Source organism: Rhodopirellula maiorica SM1, from assembly GCF_000346295.1.
In the GTDB taxonomy this organism is placed as follows: domain Bacteria; phylum Planctomycetota; class Planctomycetia; order Pirellulales; family Pirellulaceae; genus Novipirellula; species Novipirellula maiorica.
The window spans coordinates 1-22,268 of the sequence record NZ_ANOG01000984.1; the positions used below are offsets into that span (position 1 = coordinate 1).

The window sequence follows — 22,268 nt, forward strand, 5'->3', positions numbered from 1 at the left end:
GTATTCGTGCGGCGCGTTGTAGGACATGAAAAGAAAGAATGGTTTTTCTCTGTGCTCTTCGATATAGCCAATGCCGTAGTCCGTCAGCTCGCGTGTTAGATATTGCTCCCACTGCAGCGGTTGTTGGTTATGGATAATCGGCATCGTGTGATGCATGTCCCGCATCCCCCAGGGCTTCTTCATCCTCAGGTACTTCCCTTTGTAAGAGGGGTGATCGATCGGATAGTAAAGCCGGCCGCCGCTGAGGAAGCCGTACCAGTCGTCAAACCCCAGCTGATTGGGATGTTGGTCGTGGGTCGTGCCCATGTGCCACTTGCCGACGCCTCCGGTCGCATAACCTTGCTGCTGCATCCAGTGCGCCACCGTCTTAATTCCGGCAGGGAGCCCATGCGTTGGGTTGAGCGGTTGGTTCGGATTGCCGTGCCAGCCAAACCGTGACTGGACTTGCCCGGTGATGAAACCGGCACGTGAAGGCCCGCACATCGGCCCGGTCACATAGCCGGATGAGAACCGGGCGCCCTCGGCCGCAAGACTGTCGATATTCGGTGTCGGAATATCTTTACAGCCGTTGAAGCCAACATCGGCATAACCCAAGTCATCGGCCATGATGACGATGATGTTCGGGCGTGACTCCGCATAAGCGGCTGATCCCAAAAACAACAATGCAATAGTGATGACAGTTTTCATCTTCGGCCTCGCTTGCGTCCTTTTCTATTTCGCTTCGAGTCGTGTTACACAGTCAAGTCCGATAAAGGTGCCTTCGCTTTTTGGATTTTTGCCTACCACTTCGACTCGCAGCACATAGATGCCGTCGACCGGGTCGAATACACCAAGTTCGATCGCTTTGGACGGCAACGGCTTGCCGGCATAGAGGTCGACCTCCGAACCCGCTGGCTTGTCATTGACCGAAAAACGAAGAACCCCAAAATCCTTGGATTTTGTGGCATACAGCGTCAACCGCTCAGCAACAGGGCTGGATGCAGGAATGCGGAATTCCACAACATCGCCGACTACCAGACCTTTAAACAGCACATGGTCTGTTTCGTTCCAGCTTCCTTTGTAGCTTTTCAGATTCTGCGGCTTCCTGGTCAGTGGCTTCGGATTGGAAGCGATCTCCATCTCCTCGAACTCGACCGCTCCCTTGAAATCATTAGCCGAGGTTTCAGGCACGTTCGCACCTAAATCTGGAAGCGGTGGTACATTCAGCACCTCTTGCGGTTCCGGTTTACGGTTTGAGGTCGTGGCGGCAAAACCATACCAGTACGCACCGACGCCATAGCCCATTTCCACATCGCTCCAATGCCAGATCTCCATATCCAACTGCAGTGAACTGCGGAACGGCATTGTATCGAGCGCGCGGCTGCGCGTTTCCACGCTGTAGCCAAGCGTATTTCGCGAGCCCGCTTGGGACTCGGGTTTGCGGTTCACTTTGTTCCATTGATGGGCCCGTGGCTGTGCATGGAAGGGATGCTCATAGAAATCGGTGCTCATGCCGCCCCAGGAATAGCCGTAGTAGTCTTCGGTTCCCGTGCCGAACAATGATGGAAAGTCTTCGCCATCAACCCAGATCTTTTCATCGCCTTCGCCCCACCACTTTTCAACTGGGTTCATGACCGTCAACGTATCGCCGACATATACGCCACGGCCCTTGAGCGTAACGTAGTTCCAGTCCGAAAACGGACGGGTCGATACCGGATACTGACCACGCCAACCAGCGTGAAAATACATCGAACGATCGTCCCAAGTCCAATCTTCGGTTTTGACGACCAACTCAGCATCGACCGGCTCTCCGCTCAGGTTCAATAGCGAGACTTTTCCACTGTTCTGATAAGGCATCACCCAGCGACAGCTCATGGTGCCGTCTTCGTTCACCGTGCGATACCAGCCCTGCACCGGGTTCAATCCGATCCCCGAGCCAAAGAAATCGCCGATCGGACACCAAACCGTTTGCTTGCCGTCGAACTCGATCTTCAGGACCACTTGGCGAGTGATGTTCGCGTCTTGATAGCTGCCGAGTTTTACCGAAATCTCTCGCACTGCGGCTGCGCCAGAGGGAAGGTCCAACACCCGCTCGTCTTGGGACTTGATCGTAGTGGAAGTCGTCAAGACTTTTGGACCGGCCGATGCACGACTCTCTTGATCCGTTCCGCTGTCTGGACTCAAAAGCATCTTGCCCGTTTCCTCCGTCAACCCTTGGGCTGCCTCGAAGTCCGCCAAGGAAAAGGTTTCCACCGGAGTGTCTGCGTCGTATTCGCGAAAGGTGAAGATGAAAAAGAATGGCATCTTATCCGTCGTTACCTTGCAGCTTTTCGCATAGGGAATCGGGAAAAAGTTGACCGCCGAACGCAGCGACGAATGAGCAAACGGAGCAGGGATCACGCCGGTGCCATCGAACATGCCCAGCATGTTGCCCTCCAATGCGGGCTCTTCAGCCCCGTCGAGATAAACACGCATGTTGATATCCGTGTCTGCTTGGTTGGGATTTCGCCACGGCATCCATGTGCGGACGATCGCCCCAGGCCCCTCGTGATCCATCAACACCCACTCTTTCTTTCCGTTGTGCTCTTCGATACGGATGAAATTGTGGTCGCGCGGATTGCTGTTGAAATCTTTGTTCGTGAACCAACCCTTCGCGTCGGTGGGAGTCTTGGAGGCTCGGTTGTAGCTGCTGTGCTGTTTCAAACGAAAGTTCTTCGCTGGAAAACGGGCGACCGATTCACGGTCAACCATTTCATGCAGCAGCGACTCGATCGATACAGGCTCTTGTGCCTGTGTCGAAGCGGCCACCAAAAGGATAGGCATTCCTAACAGACAGACTGTTTTTAATATCCAAGCCATTGTTGTTTTCTTTGTTAGTCTTTTTTGCCCGGGATTTTGTCGCCGCACTGGACTTGTTCGCTGGGCTCGAACGAGGCTGTTTTAGGTTTACCCGGACATCGTTCGACAGTTCCGGCCCATCGGTACTGCGTCCGCGTCGGACATCCGATTCAAGCTGAGACAGCAGTCGTTGAGCGACCTCGGGATGACTGCGATAGAGATTCTCTTGCTCTGCCGGATCCGCCTCCATATCGTAGAGCTGTGCCACGGTACCAGCAGGCATTTTTCCCTGCTCCAACCGCCCGATCCGTTTGTCAGCAGAAGCTTCCACTTTCCTTCGCGATAGGCGAACCGGCCAGCGATCGAATGATGGACGACGCCCTTGCGAGCGGAAACAATCGAGTCTCCTTTGAGTGCTGGCAAAAAGCTGACGCTGTCTTCGCCAGCGGTCGGCGGGAGCGTGGTCCCCAGGACATCGGCGCATGTTGCCATCAGATCGGTCAGACAGACGGGCTGGTCGCTGACGCTGCCTGCCTTAACGCCCGCGGGCCAACGTACGATAAAGGGCACGCGATGCCCGCCATCCCAAAGGTCGGACTTGTAACCACGAAAACGGGCGCTGGGATAATGCCCTTTTTGCTCCAACGCTTCTGCGCCAGATGGATTGGCCGAGCAACCGTTGTCACTGGTGACCACGATGATGGTGTGTTTTTGAATCCCGCGGCGTCCACCGCATCTGCGATCTGGCCGATCACATCGTCGGTCTGCATGACAAAGTCGCCGTAATCACCTAGCCCACTTTTACCCTGCCACGGTGGCGACGGCACGATGGGGGTGTGTGGCGAGTTCAAAGCGATGTACATAAAGAAGGGTTGGTCTGCTTTCTGTTGTTGAATGTACTGGACCGATTTGCGTTGGATTTCGGGCAGCACATCGACAACTTCGAAATCGACATGAGCGTGGCCTTCGCGATTCTTGTACGGATTCTTTTTGACGGTGCATTCCCCCAAGAAGCGGTCATTTTCGATGTAGATATACGGCGGCATGTCCAGCGACGCCGAGATACCGTAGAAATAGTCGAACCCGTGATGAACCGGATTGTCGGCAATGACGCCGGTCCAATCGACGTTGTTGCCCGCCTTGTTTGCAGGCTTGCCATCCGTTGTTGGCATGTCCATGCCGAGATGCCATTTGCCGATGCAGGAAGTGTTGTATCCCTGGTCCTTCAAAAAATCGGCAACCGTCACGCGATTTTTGTTAATCAGAGGCGGGCTGTAACCGTACAGCACCGATCGCTGGAGCCGAGTTCGCCAGTTGTAGCGACCTGTCAGAATACCATAACGGGTTGGGGTGCATACCGATGAACTTGAGTGCGCATCAGTGAACACCATTCCTTCGGCTGCTAATTGGTCCATCTGCGGTGTGGCGATTTTACCTCGTTCGGGATTTAGACACTGAACGTCGCCATAGCCGAGGTCGTCGGCGAGGATGTAGACGATGTTGGGTTTATTCGACGCGGCATTGGCAGCCACAGCTGCGAAGCAGAAAAGCATCAGCAGCGATGATTTTATTAAGGTCTTCATTGACGTCCCTTTCCAGTAACGGCTTCGGGCAAGGCGTGTCGCCCCGCGTTTGCGTTTTGACGAATCTCGGTATGCCGCTTACTCCGCGTGGTATACCAGTGGTACTTTCCCTTTGCATCAGGATCCGCCACAACAGGTGCGTCGTACTGCACCGCAATCACCGTGTTACGTGGGTCCGGTGCAGTCGATGGCACTTCGATTTTGGTGATATGACCGTTAGCGTCGTAGGACACCGGCAGCGACTGGCGATTCGAATCCGCCAGCAAGTATGCATTGGCCGGCTTGCCCACGATGCCGTTGAACTCAATTCCATCGGGCTTCCACTCTAACACGTGCAGATACACGGTCTGATCTTTTTGAGTCATCGCACCCCACCAGAAATCGAAATCCACTGGGGATGAAGTGGTGCCGTAGATCGACTCGCCGTTTACTTCCATCCATTTTCCAACCGCCTGCAAACGCTCGACCTCCTCGGGCAACAGGTTGCCTTCGGGTGTCGGGCCCACGTTCAGCAGCAGATTCACACCCCGCGCACCGCACAATGCCAAAAATTCGATGATGTCCTTGGGGGATTTCCAAGCGTCGTCTGTCCGATCATAGCCCCAATTGTGACGCATGGTCATGCAGGTCTCGGAATCTTCGGTCATCCGCTCCGAGGGAAGCATGCGGTCGGGAAGCGATTCAAAATCAGCATACGTGCGTTGGTCCTCAGGCACCCTGCGGCTGTACAGACGGCTGCAGATCACGGCATCCGGTTGTAGTTCACGAACACGTGCGCCCTGAGCATTAGCTTCGATTACGTTGTTGCCGCCGACATCAAACCAAAGCACGGCCATGTCACCATAATTCGACAGCAGTTCGTCGAGGTTCTTTTCCACCAGATCCAGATATTCCTCATTGCTCAGGTCCGGGGTTTTGCCGGCCTCGGCTGCGGTGATACCAATCTTTGAACTGGGAATAGTAGACACCGAAGCGGATGTCCTGCTTCGCGCATTCCTCCGAGAGTTCCTTGATGATGTCTCGTTTGAACGGGGTAGCATCGATGACGTTGTAGTCGGTAGCCTCCGTGTCAAACAGACAAAAGCCGTCGTGATGCTTGGATGTGATGACGATGTACTTCATTCCAGCATCCTTGGCGATCGATACCCACTTGTTGGCATCGAACTCGGTCGGATTGAATTGAGGTGCTAATGTGTTGCGGTATTCCTCTCCTGAAATCTTTGCGCTATTCATCAGCCATTCCGCACTCGCCCCGCCCTGCTCCTTGCCATAGTCCTTGCCCTTCCACTCACCTCCGGCAATCGAATAAAGGCCCCAGTGGATGAACATGCCGTAGCGGGCATCGCGCCACCACTGCATATGCGAATCATCGGTACGAGTGGGCTTCGCAGCGCCGCTGGATGAGTCGTCCGCGGTTGCCGTCGCCGCGGTCAACAAGCACGCATGAAGCAGTGCTAGAAGAATGATTCTATTCATGATGATCTATTCTCGCCTTTTATTTTGATTTAACCGAAAAATGTAGTACCGAATGCCCAATACTTGAATTGATTGCACCTCTTGCGATTCATGTCATCGCTCAAGACTCGCCTGTTTGCTTTTTTCTTGCCTTTGTTGTTCTTGCCGTCGGCACGCTGTTTCTTGAACTCCGTTTTACCTCGCCCCTTTTCCACATCCGGCAGCGGATCCCAGTCCTGCGACTGGTTGCTCAGAATGGGGACTTCGGGAAAGAGCGTTCCGGTGGGTCGTTGTTCGGTACCACGTTCACCGAATTCGCCCAATTTCAGACGGGTTTGCTCGGCGAGTGCCATCATCTGCGAAACCCGCTCTGGGTGCTGGTTAGCGACATTCTGCGTTTCTGTAACGTCCGCAGCCAGGTTGTATAACTCAGGTGTTTGTATTGGCTTTTGTTTGTTGCGCGCCCACCAGGGGATTTGCTCCTTCGTGCGGGGCAGGTGCAGTTTCCAATCACCGACGCGGACGGCTTGCAGGTTTTCGCAGTTGTAGTAGTAGAAAGGCTTGTCGTCCGGTCGAGCAATCGACTCGCCCGAGAGTAATGGCGTTAGGCTGACCCCATCGTAAATTCGATCGGTCGGCATGGGGGCGCCGATTAACTCACTGAGCGTCGGAAACAGATCCATCGCGTTGGTTGGAACATCGACGATGGCCGGTTGCTCGATCACGCCTTTCCAGTAGAGGATGAACGGTACGCGGTGGCCGCCTTCGAGTGAGACGTACTTGGTGCCACTGTAGGGTCGGGCATACTTATTATTCGTGGGGCCGTTGTCCGAAGTGAAGATGACGAGGGTGTTCTCGAGGATTCCGTTGGACCGGAGTGCCTTCAGCATCTCGCCGATGCCCCAATCGAGTTCCTGGATCACATCGCCACGCCACCCCGTCTTTGGACGAACCTTTGAAGTTTGCACCTGCTTTGTAAGGTGTATGCGGATAATTGTGCGCGTAGTAGATAAAGAAAGGCTCGTCTTTGAGCGTTTCAATCTGTTGCACAACCCGTGCGGTATAAAGCTTGTTTAGTTTTTCGAGCGGCGTGTGATTGAAGATCTTTTTCTTGCCATCATAGAACGCGGCATCGTGACCCATGTTCTCGGGTGCGCCATAGTAATGATCAAACCCTTGGTGGAAATAGGAAAACTTTTCTTCGCTGCCGAGGTGCCATTTGCCAATCATCGACGTGGCATAACCCTGTTTTTTGAACTGCTCGGCGATTGTGATCTCATCGGGGTTCAAACCTAGAAACCAGTGTGCTTCCCGATTCCGATTGATCCCCATATAGAGGCCGGATCGTTGAGGGTAAACACCTGTCAGAAAGGCGGCGCGTGAGGGCGAGCAGATTGAAGCTGCGGTGTAGAAATTGGTAAACTGCAAGCCTTCGGCTGCCATCTGGTCAATATTCGGCGTTTCGACCTTCTTGGCGCCGTAACAGCCGATATCGCTATAACCCATATCGTCCATCAGGACGAAAATGACATTGGGTTTGTCGTGAGCTTTCTGCAGCGAAGTTTGTGGTGTTTCTGCAATGACAGCCTGCTTCTCACATACAGCAAGACAAATCACCCCTAAGGTGAAAATATAGATGTTTTTCATGGTGCGATCTTCTCTCCGTCTTCGATTGGTTGTCTTGTCGTAGGATCAACGCGGCAGATGCCGATTCACACAAAAGGCGTTCGTGTCCACCGCTTGTTAACCCTTGTATCCGCAGCATTGATGTGCCAATTCGGGCTCTATGTTTTCGAATGAGGATTGTCCAAACCATGCGGACGCTGATCAGATCCTTTGGCGTCGACATCGCCAATTTCGGCTCGGATCTGCTCGGCCTGCTTCATCAATTCGGAAGCCACTTCTGGGTGCTGGGAAATGACGTTCTTCTTCTCACCGATGTCGCTATCGAGATCGAACAGCATCGGTTCCTGCAGTGAGAGATGTATCTTCTTAGGGTTCCCTCCCGCTTTCTTTGCCCAATACGGTTGATCTTCGATCGTGCGTGGTAGATGTAGTTTCCATCTCTCATTCCGCACCGCTTGCAGATTCAAGCCGTTGTAGTAGTAGAAATAGCGATGAGGACTTTGGTTGGTTTTGCCCGTCAAGAGATCGATGATGTTCTTGCCATCAAGCTTTCGGTCGCTCGGCAGCTCGGCGTCGGCTAGATGAGCGAATAGTGGCAACAAATCCATGCTAGTGATCATTGCATCAGAGACTTGCGCCGCAGGAATACGACCGGGCCAATAGAAAATTCCTGGCACGCGATGGCCGCCTTCCATGGTGACATACTTTCCTCCGCTTAGCGGCTTAGCAGAGCCGTTTACGGCGGGGCCGTTATCCGACAGAAAAACGACTAGCGTATCGTCTGCGATACCCGTCTCCTGTAATGCCGTCATCACTCGTCCAACACTGTGGTCGAGTTCCTGGACAAAATCGTTGTAGGCGGATGCACGACCTTTTCCCGTGGTGCCTCGGAAGGGCTGGCTGGGCAAAATCGGCGCATGGGCGATGTGATGCGAGAAGTAGATAAAGAAGGGTTGTTCTCGTTCCGCTTGAATAAAGTCAACCACTTCGTCGGTGTAAAGCGTCGTTACCTTTTCGAAGTCAATTCCGTCCTGCTCGACCTTGCGGTTGCGGTACAGCGTGTCAGCATCGCCATGCGTTTTGGAATAGTTGCTGTGAAGTCCCAGATATTCATCGAAACCGGCATCCAGAGGATGCGAACCGTCCACGTGAAATCCAAGATGCCACTTGCCGACCATCTTGGTGTAGTACCCGGCGGTTTTCAGCAGTTCGGCGATGGTCAGCTCGTCGGCAGCAATCCCGTATTCTTCGTATTTCGTCGTATTGTGCCTTGAAATCGGATGGCCACATCGCATCGGGAAACGTCCTGTCATCAACGCCGCACGCGAAGGTCCGCACACATTGGCTGCCACCAAACAATCGGTCGACCGCAATCCCTCGCTGGCCAATCGGTCAATCTCGGCAGTACTCACACGCGAGCCATAGCAACCCAAATCGCCGTAGCCGACATCATCCGCAAAAATCAGAATGATGTTGGGTTTTTCTGCAGCAGCAAGCGACGGGGCTAATCCAAGAAACTGGGCCACTCCAAGGAAGACAGAAACAATGATCAACGGTGTCTTCATTAAAACTTCTTTCGCCGTACTTTATCGGAGAGGATTATTGGTTTAACTCAATGGCGAATCCTGTCACCAGAGCGTCGGGCAACTGTTTGGGCAGACTGATCTGCAGACCATCGTGAGAGCGTTTCCATTGGATTTTTTCGTCGCTGCCCAAGAGCTTGATGTTGGCAATCTCGCGGTCGAGCAACCCGCCATCCGCAAGCGTTTGGATCAGAATGTCTTCGGTTGGACGCGCCAGCACAAAGGCATACAGCACACCGTCTTTGTGGGTGAACCGGATGTCCTGTTGCGAGAAGTCTTGGCGGTTCTCTCCCTGGCGACCATCCTTTACCTTCAATGGCCCCTCACCAAAAGTTTTCCATGGTCGCGACCCGTAGATCCCCTCGCCGCATGTGGCTAAGAAGTCGCCAAAGGCGGTCAGGTAGGCAGCTTGGTTTTCAGGGATTGTGCCGTCGCCTTTTAGAGCGACATTCAACATAACGACTCCATTTTTGCTAATGGCGTCTACCGCGTTGCCGACCATCACGGGAATACTCATTCGGTTCACAGCGGTTGCGCGGTAAAACCAGCCTCCCGAAAGATCGGTTGCCCACATCCAGGGTTCAGGCTTGATCTCGCCCGCACCACCGCGTTCGAGATTGTAGGTAAAGGCGGACCGGTCTACGCTCGCATCTTTGAACGAGAGAACCACGGTTTGTTTGCCATCGTTTTCCTTGAGATCGCGATTGACGAAATCAGTGAAGAGTTTAACGCCCAGTCCCTTGCCACTACCGAGTTTCGGATAAGGAGCGTCGTTGTTAAACATGTCGGGATCATATTTTTCGATGATTTCCCAACACCGTGCATACCAGTGTTCGTTCCAGCTGTCTTGGCTGGCGTAACCTCTTGGATCGAAATCCATATTAAATAGCGTCCACTCGGGCGTGCCGGGCTTCTGATACTTGCGAGCATTGGCAAAGAAACGCGGCGACCAATAGAGGTGTGTCGACACACCGAATTTGAGTCCATGTTTCGCCGCGGCCGCCTTCCATTCCTTCAACGTATCACGCTTCGGACCCATGTTGAGCGAGTTCCATGGGTGAAACGAGTCATACATGTCGAAATTGTCGTGATGACAGGCGACCGGCATGATGAAACGTGCCCCGTTGTCTTTGGCGAACTTGACCAACGCATCGGGATCCCATTTTTCGGCCTTGAATAGCGGAATCAAATCCTCATATCCGAACTCCGACGGATGCCCGTAGCGTTCGGTATGCCACCGGGTCAGCGTCTCGGACATGCCAAGCTCGCCGCTGTAATCATCGGGCACCACCGAATACATGCGGCGTCCGTAGTGCGATCCATCATTAGGACGGTTCTCGTCCGCCGCCGAGGAAATACCCCAGTGAAACCAGACGCCGATTTTGCCATCGACAAACCATTGCGGCACCTCATAGTTTGCCGCCAACGATTCCCAGGTCGGCTCAATTTCTTGTCCTCGCGTTGGTCCCATCCATAGGCCGACGCTCAGTAGACTAAATAGGATTCGGTTGATGTAATTCATGTTGTTTTCAATTGACTTGAGGCTAGGCACGCCCGATGGATTTCCACCGGTGTATCCTGTTCTTGATGCTCCAAGTGTTTTCCATCGAGTGGCTTGTAGCAAACGAAAACGGGGGGCAATATCAGCATCTGCTTAGCTGCAGCGGTCTCCGAATTTGCGATTCGAACGCATTCATTGTCATTGCTCGAACCGTTTTGACGAGGATGAATTGCGACATAGAGCTAATGTTTTGCGACAGGCACCTGCCGTCGCAAATCGCCGCATAGCAGCCAGAAAAGCCGATTTCGTAAATCCGAATCGCGACTTTGTTGTTGTTTTTGCGTCGGATGTCGGATAGAGCTGCTGGCATTCATCCCAATGGCAAATCAATTCTAGTCAAGATTGACTTGCGCATCGCAAAAGTGTGGCGGTTGCCGCTGCCGCCCTAACGTGTGCCGACGTTTCCGTTGTGGTTTCGAAATAGACGAAGGCTTTCAATTTGGTCCGGATTCCGACGCAAAGCAGCGGAGAATTCAGCAAACGGAAATTCAGCACCGTGGCTTTCTCGACCAGCACGATGCCTTCGCCTTCGATTTCCGCGAACTGGTTTACACTTGGGGCGACAAAGTCCGGGAGGACGTTCGCTTTTCGAACGGTTCGTGGATTCTGGTGAGACAAACCCTCAGCTGGAGCGAAAGCTGAAGCACGTTTTTTCCTCTACAGCGGCAGCAGGCATTGCAACCTGCTGCACTTGAATTTGCCAGCTAGAAGACGGCATCCCCATCTTGTAAGTTCTAAATCGCTGAACACGTCCCAAAACGGAGCCGTCCTTTGACAATGCGATCCATGGCGAATCGATATTGCGAGTCCTTCTCGTTTGTGGGGCTCGCATTTGCGACGCTCTTTTTCGCGGCCTCGCTTAGTCCCTCGTTATTGCCGCGAGTCTTCTTTGTGCAAGGTCTGCTATCAGGAATCGCGTTGGCGATTGGTTATGGGATCGGCGTATTCGCAATTTGGTTATGGCGGTATCTGGAATTGCCTGAGCTCCGCGGCCAAGTCGCGCGAGCAGGCAAAATCACCACCCTCGTTGGCGTACTTTTATTCGCGGTAATCTTTCTGTGGCGGTTAACGGTTTGGCAAAATTCGATTCGCGAGCGGATGGAGATGCCGCCGCTCGAATCGGCTTATCCGCTAACTGTGATCGGGATCGCGATTGTATTTGGCGGCGTGCTCATTGCTGCCGCGCGGATGCTTGGCGGGTGTTTCATCTGGCTCGACCGCCGTCTCAGCCGGTGGGTTCCCCGGCGAGTCTCGAAAGTGTTGACCACCGTCATCCTCAGCTACCTTTTGATTGTGATCGTTAACGGAGTTCTCGCACGTGCCGCGCTGCACGTCGCCGATAACGTCTTTTCAAAGATCGATGAAGTTGTAGATGAAGAAATCCCCCAGCCTACCGATCCCTTCGCGTCGGGCAGCCCCGAGTCGCTGATCACTTGGGATTCGATCGGTCGACAGGGGAAGGAGTTTGTCGTCGCGGAACCGAGCCAAGAAACGTTGACCGAGTTTCTCGGCGAAGACACGGTCGATCCTGTTCGGGTCTACGTTGGGCTGCGATCGACGCAAACGATGCAGCAGCGGGCCAAGCTTGCACTTGAGGAGTTGAAGCGAGTGGGGGGATTCGATCGATCGATACTGGTCGTCGCAACGCCCACCGGCACGGGGTGGCTTGATCCCGGCGCCGTTCACACACTTGAATTCCTGCACGCCGGCGATACCGCGATTGTGTCAATGCAGTACTCGTATCTTCCCAGTTGGATCACGATTCTAGTTGATCCAAATCGATCGCGTGATTCCGCCCGCGCACTGTTTGACGAGATCTACGCTTACTGGCGAACTCTGCCTAAAGACGATCGACCGAAACTCTATTTGCATGGTTTGAGCCTCGGGGCGCTCGGCTCGGAAGTCTGCATGGATCTGTTCACGCTGTTCGAAGATCCGATTCAGGGTGGTTTGTGGAGTGGGCCTCCGTTTCCCAGCACGAGATGGTCAGCGGTGACGCAGGGGCGCAATCCCGATTCTCCCGTGTGGCTTCCCCGGTTTCGCGATGGCAGCATGTTGCGGTTTACGGGGCAACAAAACTCGATCGATGATTTTGGCGATCGATGGGGGCCGATGCGTTTCGTTTATATCCAGCACGCAAGCGATCCGATGACATTTTTCCACCCCAGTCTGATGTTTCGCAAACCTCAGTGGCTTAGCGGCGAGCGTGGCCCCGATGTCTCTCCTTACTTGGACTGGTACCCGATCGTGACCTTCTTACAAGTCGCATGTGATTTGCCAATGGCAACCAGTGTGCCAAGCGGGTATGGTCACAACATGTCTGCCGCGAACTACATTGATGCTTGGGTGGCTGTGACCGATCCAAGCGATTGGAGCAAATCCGACATCGAGCGATTAAAGCAACGATTTGCCGAGTAACAACCGTATTGGCAGCGAAGTTGCATTCAGCTTGCTGTTGTCTCCGATTTGCAAGGTCATGGTGATGTTGTCAATCGCGACTGACAACGTGACTGTGCACATCAGACTAGAAAAGCAGAGGTTTTGTTTGCGTTTCGTTGGCGTCAGATAGATACTTGCATTAAGAGCCTGGTCTTTCCGGCATTGGTTGTCAGGGTGCCCTGTTTCGTGGTGTTGGAGTATTCTGCTGTCTCGCCAAGCAGGCTGGGAATGAACGCACCGCCGTACGAAGAAGCACAACATGAACGATGCCCCGCTTGCGCGATCTTCCATCCACATCATCTGTGTTCTTTTTTGTGCGTTCCTCTTTTGCCGAGAAGCCGGTGCTCAAGGAGATCTGCAGCCCCTGAAGCCGCCGGATACATCCAGCCCGCAGGCCACGCTGCAGAGCTTCGTTAAAAACATGCAGCGCACGTACGAGATGTTCAAGGAGGAGGACGTCCACGCACGAGTGCATCAATCCGCTGCTTTCATGACTCGGGCGATTCGCTGTTTGGATCTGAGCAAGGTTGATCCGAAGCTGATCAACGAATTCGGGGAAAGACGCGCTGTGATGCTGATGGAGATCCTCGACCGGATTGAGCTGCCAGCGTCTGAGACGATTCCGAACGAGGAACAAGCGAATCAGCAGGAATTATTAAGGTGGCGGATTCCGGAGACGGAGATCGTAATCGAGCGGATTGCTGCGGGGCCGCGACAGGGCGAGTTTCTGTTTGCCGCCGATACGGTCCGCCGTATTCCTGAGTTCTACGACTTGGTCAAGCATCTTCCATATCGCGAGGGAACGGTACTGCCAGGGGCATTTGTCGCTTTGTTTGACTTGGCTCCGCCCAGTCTGGAAAAAGCCACACCGCTCAAGCCGGCCGACACAAGCAGCCCGCATGCGACCTTGAAGACGTTCCTGGACAACATGAACACGTTGTACGAGGCATTCAAGACGCATGGATTGAGCCCGGGCTCCGCCCCCCAGCGACGCGAGGCCTCCAGCCGCGCCCTCCGTACGCTAGACCTTTCCGACGTTCCTTCCAACGCTGTCGACCAGGTTGCAAAGGAGACAGCGGTGCTGTTGATGGAGGTGTTGGATCGGATTGAAATTCCGCCGGCGGAGCGTATCCCCGATGCGACAACGGCCGAAAGAATGGGGCTGACCAGTTGGACCATTCCCGATACCCAAATCACGATCGCCCGCGTTGAAAGTGGGCCGCGGCAAGGTGAATTCCTGTTTACTTCCGAGACGATCAAGAAGACCGATGAGTACTACGTTCTTGTCAAGCATTTGCCCTACAACGACGGCACAGTGCTAGAGGATGCGTATCACGTCTACTTGCAGGCCCCAGGTCCCATGATCCCCGTCTCGTGGATACTGGATATGCCGCCATGGCTAAAGCAGATCAAGCTGGGCCAGCCGCTGTGGAAATGGTTCGCTGTGATTATCATGTTACTGCTGCTCGCTGCCGGATTGGTGCTTTCCTTTCGAATCGGCAGTCGAAGGCACGAATCCGATCCTCGTGCTCCCTTCTACAAACGCGTCCTGTTTCCCATCGGCGGACTTTTCTTAGCATGGCTGACGGAGCTCGCAGTCGACCAGATTCAACCTGGCCAAGGCGTTGTCGTCTTCACCTCCGTCCTGACGACTCTGCTCGCGTCATTCTCGTTGCTTTGGTTCATCGTCATCGCGAGTCACGCCATCTCCGAATCGATTGTGGCCACGCCCAGGATCGATTCTAAGGGTATCGATGCACAACTGGTGCGTCTTGTCTTTCGAGTTGTGAATCTTGTCGCTTTCGTATTGATTATCCTGTACACGGCCAGCAATCTGGGGTTTCCTCTGACTCCCGTACTTGCGGGTCTTGGTGTCGGTGGATTGGCGGTGGCCCTGGCCACCCAAAACAGCTTGGAAGATCTGATCGGCGGCATCAATTTGTTCATGGATCGGCCGATTCGCGTCGGCGAACTCTGTCGTTTTGGTGACCGGATCGGCAGGGTGGAAGAAATCGGCCTGCGCTCCACCCGCGTCCGTTCGTTTAACGACACCGTTATTACGATTCCCAACTCGGCATTTTCAAAAATGGAATTGGAAAATTTCGCGAGGCGAAGAAAGATCTGGTACCACCCACGTATCCAATTGGCCAAGGATATCACAGCCGATCAAGTTCGCTACGTGTTGGTGGAAGTCCGCAAGGTGCTGTATGCACATCCCAAGGTTGATCCCAATCCGGCTCGTGTTCGGTTCGCCGAGTTCGGAGCCTATTCACTCGACCTTGATATTTTTGCGTACGTTGACGTGACCGAATTCGGCGAGTTTCTGGGTGTGGCAGAAGATCTCAACCTACGGATCATGGACATTGTCAAAGAAGCCGGCGCGAGCCTAGCCGTACCGATTCAGCGAACGTTCATCGAGCGGGCCGCTACACCCGAGGAAGACCTCGCGGAACAGACCGAGCAAACCGTGCAGCAGTGGCGAGAAAACGATCAGCTGTACCTGCCCTCGTTTTCTGAGTCAGCCGTGGCGGAGTTGCGGAATACACTCGATTTTCCCCCCAAGGGTGCGCCGAACAAGGGACGGGATGATCCGCAGAATAATGGGCGTTGCTAGTTCACTTTGATCCTGATTCATGAGTACCCCCAACGATTCATCCTTGCTGTTTTCGTGTAGCTAACATCATGCCTAGCCTAGCGCTGGCCGGTTTTTTGGCCGCAGTCATGTTCAAACTGTTTGAGTGAACACTTGTCATGAAGTGTTCGAGTGCAACGCTATGCAACCGATGTGCCGAGATCCAACGGCAGGTGTTGCGCGAGCTATACACACCCAGCGAGTTAATTGACGTTCATCACCGCTTCGATGGTTTGTTCGACTTGCGTTGGCGTCAGTCGACTGCCGCTTCGTCGGGGTGAGCCTCCGATCATATCGCTTCCGCCCCATTGATCCTGACCCGCGGTCGCTGGTTCGGCACGATTCAACGCCAAAAAAATTTGATCCAAGGGGAAATTGATGAACGGCGACATCCTACCCACCGTGTAGTCATAACGACCTCGCGAACACTCTCGCACTGCCACAAAAGCACGAATTCCCTGAGCGAACAGTCTGGTGCGAGCGTACTGGCCGTGTTCGCGGATCATCTGCCATTCGGCTCCGCCGCCGAGCACATCGAAACTTCCGCATAGTTCCCGCTCACCGCCTTCGCCGCGTGCGAGGAGTGACATTCGGTCAACCGTTTCCTCGATCAAACGCTGCATTTCTTCGCGATTCATTCGCGCGAGTGCACCCGAATTTCGAGCATGGTCATACAACTCGAATACCCATGCTTGTTTGCGGATGTTCACGCGGTCCGGGTTTATGGGAATTGCTCCGGCGGTCGAGTCCATTAGGTCTTCGATGATGACAAGTTGCGAGATCTCCATCTCGACATTCAGATTAGGCACTTCGTCGGCATGGGTCAGCAGCCAATACGCCATGCAGACGTCCTGATCGCAATCGTTGACGAAAACATGTGCAAACGCTTGGCCGTCTTCGCAAAAACTGTCAAACAACCCCAACAAAATGGCAACCAACACCTGACCCGATGTACTGCGGGTTGCTAGTCGGTTGACGCCACAATGGTGGTCGAAATTTGCGTAAGGTCCGCTGGGATCGTACGCGGGTGGACCGTTGACGTATCCATCCAATGCGATTGATTTAGGTGGATTTTCACGACAGAAATCTTGCCAACTCTTTTCGACTCCCGGTTCAACATGTAGTTCGATCCTCGGACACATGATTCGATACCAGGAGCAAGAAATTCGGGCATTAAATTTACTCGCAAAATTCGCAAGTAGGATGCGACGTAGGGATTTGGCGAGCGTCGCGATCCGCGGCTACTGGATTGTACACCAGTGCTAGTCGATGCTGGGGACACTTTCGTTCGATACGACCCAGCCTTCAACTGCACTAGCCTCTGATATATTGGATCCTGGCGAGCGCTTGGCAAAAACCTTAGTATACCGATGTTTATGGTGGGGCCGGGATCGTCGTTCTGGCAACGATGATTGACAAGATTTCAGCGTGGGACATGAATACGGCATCATCACTTCAGAACCGTGACGAGCGGACGGACGACCAATCGCCATGGGATTTCCGCTTGCTTTTCGATCGTTCTCCGGTCGGAGTTTACGTGGTCCAGTCGGGACAGATTCGCTACGCCAATCCAGCGATGGGCGATTTGTTAGGCCGAGAGCCGAAGACGATTGCCAACAATTCCCTGTTGAGCTTCATTCATCCCGATGATCGGTCAATGGCGGAAGAACATCGGCAGCAGCAAGGTGCCGAAACCGAGGCGACGCGTTTTCTGACGCGTATTGTTCGCGCCGACGGGACGATCGCAACTGTCGAGATGATGGAATCGCCATTGCAGGATGAATCACTCGCGAGCCCATCGGACGACGCCGTCATGGTTGGCGTGATGATGGATGTCACCGCGCACCGCCAAGCAGACTTGGAAATTCAGGAGCGGCTCGGATTCGAACAGTTGCTTGCCAATCTTTCGGCCGGATTTGTTAATCTGCCGTGTGATCAAATCGATAGCCGGATCGACGCAAGTTTGAAGGCGCTCGTGGAGTTTCTCGGCAACGATCGCAGCACCTTTGTCGAATTCGGGGACGATGACGATTATGTGATGGTATCCCATTCGTACGCCGTACCGGGGTGCCCGCGGTTTCCAATTGGTCCCTTCGCTGTCGCCCACCTGCCTTGGTTCATCAACCAGTTCCGCAGTGGTAACCGTGTGTTTGTGCGTCGCATCCCGCAGGATTTTCCTGTTGATGCGGTGAAAGAGCGAGAGCATTGTCTGCAGCAAGGAATCCAATCGAATGTTACGGTGCCGCTCAAGGCAGGTGGTGAATTGCTGGGCGGGCTAACGTTTGCGTTCCTCCGCAAGCAATGCGAGTGGCCCCGCGAGATCATGTCGCGATTGGATTTAGTCGGCGGCGTGTTTGCCAACGTGCTCTTGCGGCGCCGCAACGAGGAAGTATTACAGAAAACGATGGAGGAGAACCTGCGACTGCGGCAGCAGTTGGAACAGGAAAATCTGTACCTTCGCGAACAGGCCGTCCTGAAGCACCATCATGGCAAAATTGTCGGACACAGCGACGCGATCACACGAGTGCTTGCGGATGTCGAGCGTGTGGCGACGACCGACGCGCCGGTCTTGTTGACCGGCGAGACCGGGACGGGCAAGGAATTGTTGGCACAAACGATACACGAGCTGAGTGATCGCAAGAACCGGCCCATGATTGTTGTCAATTGTGCTTCGCTGCCAGCCACGCTGATCGAAAGCGAGTTGTTTGGCCGTGCTGCGGGGGCCTACACCGGCGCCGCGTCGGCGGCGGTCGGTCGCTTTGAATTGGCCGACGGCTCGACGCTGTTCCTCGATGAGATCGGCGAATTTCCGCTGGAATTGCAGGCGAAACTGTTGCGAGTCTTACAGGATGGTCGATTCGAGCGATTGGGAACCGCCAAAACAATCTCGGTCGATGTGCGGATCATCGCGGCAACCAACCGTGACTTGGAAGCGGCCACACGCAAGAATCTGTTTCGATCGGATCTCTTTTATCGGTTGAACGTCTTTCCCATCTGCGTGCCACCGCTACGAGAACGATGTGAGGACATCCCGCCGCTGACCTGGGCCTTCGTCGAGGCGTTTGGGCGGCGAATGGGCAAGTCCATCAAAAGTATTCCACGCAAAACGATGAAGCAGCTGCAAAGCCACGACTGGCCGGGCAACATCCGCGAATTGAGTAATACCATTGAACGCGCGATGATCCTTGCCAACAGCGACACGCTGCATATCGAAACCCCGGCAACGTCACGTGATGCTGCGGACCGTCAGAAAACACTTAAGGAAGTCGAGCGGGATCAAATTCTGTTCGTGCTCGAGAAAACGGGATGGCGGATTCGCGGAAGCGGTGGCGCGGCCGAATGTTTGGACATTAAGCCAACCACGCTCGAGGCACGGATGGCAAAGCTGGGAATCAAGCGACCCAATCAATAGATCCCGCTATCCGCAAACTTGGATACGGTCGTCGCGAAAGTCGTAATCAGTTTGCTGATTTTGTGAGCCGCGACGCGATCACGGTCCATTCAATACCCGGGGGCTTTCTGCCCACGGTTCACCGCTATGTCTTGCATTGCGCTACATCGATAGGCCGAGCGAAATGTGAAGTTTCAGGGGCTATCTCCAATATATTGGTGAAACTCCATCTTTTGGAGCTGCTGTTTGGATCGTGACGTTTGTTTCTGATTTCTCTTAACCTGTTGTTACATCGGGGCTTGCAGCTTATTTCATCACGAATTGTGCATCCGGCATGGCCCTTGCTAACTACCTAGTCGGCTCAAATTGAATTGGGGCTGTTGATGCAACGCGTTGATGGGGAACGACGAGGTAGGGGTAGGCCGTATGATCCAAGCCGTGTTACGAGTCGTGGCGCCACCGGACAAGCGTGATGAGATCCTTCAGGTCTTTTGCTGTTTGTCTGGTCCCACCGAGGTAACAAAGGGATGCCGGCTTTGTCGGGTGCTTCGCGATCTCAGTGAGGATGACGCGATCACGTATTGGATGCAGTGGGAAACACGCGAGGATCTTGAAGTTCACCTTCGATCGGAACGATTTCAGAAGCTTTTGCCTTACATCGAAATGTCCTTGGAGCCGCCTGAGGTCGAGGTCAGTAACGTGGACCGAATAGGCGGGATTGAGTTCGTCGTGTCAGCGATCCGCACGCCACATCAATAAGAGAATCGTGGAGTCTTTTTACCGAGAGGAATTAACATGAGGGTTAAACAAGTGAAATCAATGACGGTTGCACTCATGTCAGTGACGTGGACGGCGCTGCTGTGCATGGCGCCCGTGTCCGCAGATCAGGCTTCCGACGAGGCGGCAATTCGTAAAGAAGTCGAGGCGTATGTCACGGCGTTCAACCAGGGGAACGCCAAGGCCTTGGCTGCCATGTGGTCGCCTGAAGCGGTGTATACGAATCCATTGTCCGGAGAACAGGTCGTGGGTCGCGAGGCAATTGAGCAGCAATTTGCCGCGATTTTTACTGAAAACCAAGGTGCCAAACTGGCTGCGACGACCAATGCCATCCAGTTCATCTCGCCCGGTGTCGCACTGGAGCAGGGAACGGCGATGGTCAGCCGCGAAGGGAAAGAACCTGAGGAATCGGGATACCAAGCGGTTTATGTGAAGCAAGACGGCAAATGGTTGTTGGACCGCGTTAGTGAAGAAGAGATTCCCGTTGCTGTTTCGAGTCCCAATCGTCTCGAAGAGCTGGATTGGTTGATCGGTACGTGGATCGACGAAGACGACGAGGCGCGAATTGTATCGAGCTACCGATGGACGAAGAATCGAAACTTTATCAGCCAGATGTTCTCGCTGACGATCGGAGATCGGATTGAGCATTCAGGAATGCAGATCATCGGTTGGGACCCGGCCGCAGAACGGATCCGCTCGTGGGTGTTCGACTCAGACGGTGGGTTTGGGGAAGGCGTGTGGGACCAGCACGACAAGGCATGGCATATTCAAGCCACCGGAACGCTGCCCGATGGAAGCCAGTCCAGCTCGACCAACATCGTCACCTACGTGGATGACAATACATTTACTTGGCAATCGGTCAATCGGATTGTCGATGGCGAGTTGTTGCCGAATGTCGACGAGGTTGTGGTCGCCAAACAAGTAGGACAAAGCGAGTGAACCCGTGTAACGATGTTGCGATCGATAATCGCAACTTGATTTCTGTGTCTAATGCGTTTGCGCTGGCCATAGTTGAACCATCCTTTTCGCCAATGGAAGTACTCTGATGAAACGTGCATGTTTGTTCGTCGCCGTTGTCGCGATGTGCCTCTGGGGGGCGACTGATCTCTTTGCTCGAGGAGTCCGCGGTGGCGGTCGTGGCGGAGGCGGAATTTCCCGCGGTGGCGGAGGCTTCAGCGGTGGCGGCGTTTCTCGCGGCGGCGGTTATTCCCGATCGATGAGTCGCACTCCGTCGATAAGCCGCACCCCTTCGATGAGTCGGCCCAGCTATTCGCGGCCCTCCATGCCGAGCTCTCGCCCCAGCGTCTCGCGTCCGAGTCTCTCGTCGCCTGGCGTGGCTTCGCGGCCCAGTACCTCGCGGCCCAGTACCTCGCGGCCCAGTACCTCGCGGCCCAGTACCTCGCGGCCCAGTACCTCGCGGCCCAGTACCTCGCGACCCAGTACCTCGCGACCATCGTCGCGGATCTCGCTCCCGTCTTCCTCCTCAGGTCTCGGCTCGCGTACTGGCACAGGCTCGCGTACTGGCACAGGTTCGCGTCCTGGTATTGCCACCCGGCCAAGCCAAGGTGGGCGACCAAGTTCCAGCGAACTACGAAACTTCTTGGATTTGCCAGCTGCGGGCGGCGCGCGTCCAAGTCAGCTGCCTTCATCGCGTCGCAGCAATCTAGCCAGCGGCATTGCTGGGGGTGTGGCTGGAGGCTTGGCGGGAAGTGCGGCAGCCGACTTCCTTCGCGACTCCGGTCCGCGGGCGGGAACTCTTCCGGCTGAACGTCCCGGCATCGGTGATCGACCCGGCATCGGTGATCGACCTGGCATCGCCGACCGCCCGTTGGCCGACAATCGGCCGGAACGAATCGAAAATCGTGGTGACCGCCAGGAAATTCGCTCGGACCGTCGTGACGAGATCCGCGACCAAATCGATGATACTCCGATTCGTGATTTCTGGTCCGATCATCCACTCTGGGGTAGCTGGGCCATCACGCGTCCTTATCGATGGGCTGCCTGGGGAGGTGTTAGCGGTTGGGTTAATTACGGCTGGTCCGAGCCAGTGTATTACAACTACGGCGAAAACATTTATTACCAAGAAGGGTCTGTCTACTACGGTGATCAGGTTGTGGCGACCGAGCAGGAATACGCCGAGCAAGCCGAAGAAATTGTTGCGAGCGCCCCCGAAGTCGCCGCAGATGAAGGTGAATGGATGCCGCTTGGTGTGTTTGCGCTGACGCCCGAGGTCAAGAATCGGGGCCGGATCCGACGTTGTTCCTGCAATTGGTGATCAACAAGCAGGGTGTCATTTCCGGTACGCTGAACAACACTGCCACCGACAGCACACAGACCATCGAAGGTATGGTGGACAAAGATCACAGCGTTCCGCATGGAACGTCAAGGCAAGGCGCGGCCGATC

General features: G+C 54.4%; 16 protein-coding genes and 1 pseudogene. 6 read left to right on the forward strand and 11 right to left on the reverse strand.

Going from position 1 to position 22,268, the window contains the following annotated elements; genetic code table 11:
* The 10 genes and pseudogenes from RMSM_RS31725 to RMSM_RS31755 form a co-directional block, all read right to left on the reverse strand.
* On the reverse strand, positions 1-687 hold a 687-nt coding region (locus RMSM_RS31725; protein WP_008707286.1), incomplete at its 3' end, for a sulfatase-like hydrolase/transferase.
* Positions 688-711: 24 nt separating this feature from the next.
* Positions 712-2,838, reverse strand: coding sequence for a glycoside hydrolase family 172 protein (locus tag RMSM_RS31730; protein WP_236622383.1), 2,127 nt, complete (start codon positions 2,836-2,838; stop codon positions 712-714).
* 87 nt (positions 2,839-2,925) lie between these two features.
* Positions 2,926-3,513 carry a sulfatase-like hydrolase/transferase gene (locus RMSM_RS43650; RefSeq protein WP_315850163.1) on the reverse strand — a complete coding sequence of 196 codons (588 nt, stop codon included), beginning with the start codon at positions 3,511-3,513 and terminating at the stop codon, positions 2,926-2,928.
* A gap of 80 nt (positions 3,514-3,593) precedes the next feature.
* A pseudogene (locus tag RMSM_RS43655) lies at positions 3,594-4,400 on the reverse strand (sulfatase-like hydrolase/transferase); the annotation flags it as partial.
* On the reverse strand, positions 4,397-5,368 hold the full coding sequence (locus RMSM_RS31740; RefSeq protein WP_081614409.1) for an alpha-L-fucosidase: 972 nt from the start codon (positions 5,366-5,368) through the stop codon (positions 4,397-4,399). The gene RMSM_RS31740 and the pseudogene RMSM_RS43655, both read right to left, overlap by 4 nt.
* A complete protein-coding gene (locus RMSM_RS43910; protein WP_390173720.1) occupies positions 5,295-5,876 on the reverse strand; it encodes an alpha-L-fucosidase in 582 nt (193 codons plus the stop codon). The genes RMSM_RS31740 and RMSM_RS43910 overlap by 74 nt, the downstream gene beginning before the upstream one ends.
* Before the next feature lie 29 nt (positions 5,877-5,905).
* The gene (locus tag RMSM_RS43155) at positions 5,906-6,778 is read right to left on the reverse strand and encodes a sulfatase-like hydrolase/transferase (protein WP_390173722.1); all 873 of its coding nucleotides are present in this window, start codon (positions 6,776-6,778) and stop codon (positions 5,906-5,908) included.
* Complete coding sequence (locus RMSM_RS43160; protein WP_008707302.1) at positions 6,666-7,502, reverse strand: sulfatase-like hydrolase/transferase; 837 nt, start codon at positions 7,500-7,502, stop codon at positions 6,666-6,668. Before RMSM_RS43160 ends, RMSM_RS43155 begins: the two co-directional genes overlap by 113 nt.
* A gap of 137 nt (positions 7,503-7,639) precedes the next feature.
* Entirely contained in the window at positions 7,640-9,046 is a 1,407-nt protein-coding gene (locus tag RMSM_RS31750) for a sulfatase family protein (protein WP_008707304.1), read from the reverse strand.
* A gap of 34 nt (positions 9,047-9,080) precedes the next feature.
* Entirely contained in the window at positions 9,081-10,586 is a 1,506-nt protein-coding gene (locus tag RMSM_RS31755) for an alpha-L-fucosidase (RefSeq protein ID WP_040770591.1), read from the reverse strand.
* 816 nt (positions 10,587-11,402) lie between these two features.
* On the opposite strand from RMSM_RS31755, the gene RMSM_RS31770 reads away from it, so the two are divergent.
* Both RMSM_RS31770 and RMSM_RS31775 read left to right on the forward strand, forming a co-directional pair.
* Entirely contained in the window at positions 11,403-13,043 is a 1,641-nt protein-coding gene (locus RMSM_RS31770; RefSeq protein ID WP_040770596.1) for an alpha/beta hydrolase, read from the forward strand.
* Between the two features lie 442 nt (positions 13,044-13,485).
* Positions 13,486-15,678 carry a mechanosensitive ion channel family protein gene (locus tag RMSM_RS31775; RefSeq protein WP_160168418.1) on the forward strand — a complete coding sequence of 731 codons (2,193 nt, stop codon included), beginning with the start codon at positions 13,486-13,488 and terminating at the stop codon, positions 15,676-15,678.
* A gap of 221 nt (positions 15,679-15,899) precedes the next feature.
* Here RMSM_RS31775 and RMSM_RS31780 read toward each other — a convergent pair whose 3' ends face one another.
* Positions 15,900-16,838, reverse strand: a complete 939-nt coding sequence (locus RMSM_RS31780; RefSeq protein ID WP_008707320.1) for a hypothetical protein — start codon at positions 16,836-16,838, stop codon at positions 15,900-15,902.
* Between the two features lie 266 nt (positions 16,839-17,104).
* Here RMSM_RS31780 and RMSM_RS31785 point away from each other — a divergent pair, with 266 nt between their 5' ends.
* The 4 genes from RMSM_RS31785 to RMSM_RS41510 all read left to right on the forward strand — a co-directional run bounded on the left by RMSM_RS31785 (position 17,105) and on the right by RMSM_RS41510 (position 22,139).
* Entirely contained in the window at positions 17,105-19,108 is a 2,004-nt protein-coding gene (locus tag RMSM_RS31785; RefSeq protein WP_008707323.1) for a sigma 54-interacting transcriptional regulator, read from the forward strand.
* A 375-nt stretch (positions 19,109-19,483) separates the two neighbouring features.
* Entirely contained in the window at positions 19,484-19,846 is a 363-nt protein-coding gene (locus RMSM_RS31790; protein ID WP_081614410.1) for a putative quinol monooxygenase, read from the forward strand.
* A gap of 60 nt (positions 19,847-19,906) precedes the next feature.
* On the forward strand, positions 19,907-20,803 hold the full coding sequence (locus tag RMSM_RS31795; protein WP_236622384.1) for a YybH family protein: 897 nt from the start codon (positions 19,907-19,909) through the stop codon (positions 20,801-20,803).
* A 106-nt stretch (positions 20,804-20,909) separates the two neighbouring features.
* Entirely contained in the window at positions 20,910-22,139 is a 1,230-nt protein-coding gene (locus tag RMSM_RS41510; protein WP_008707330.1) for a hypothetical protein, read from the forward strand.
* The last annotated feature ends 129 nt before the right edge of the window (positions 22,140-22,268 follow it).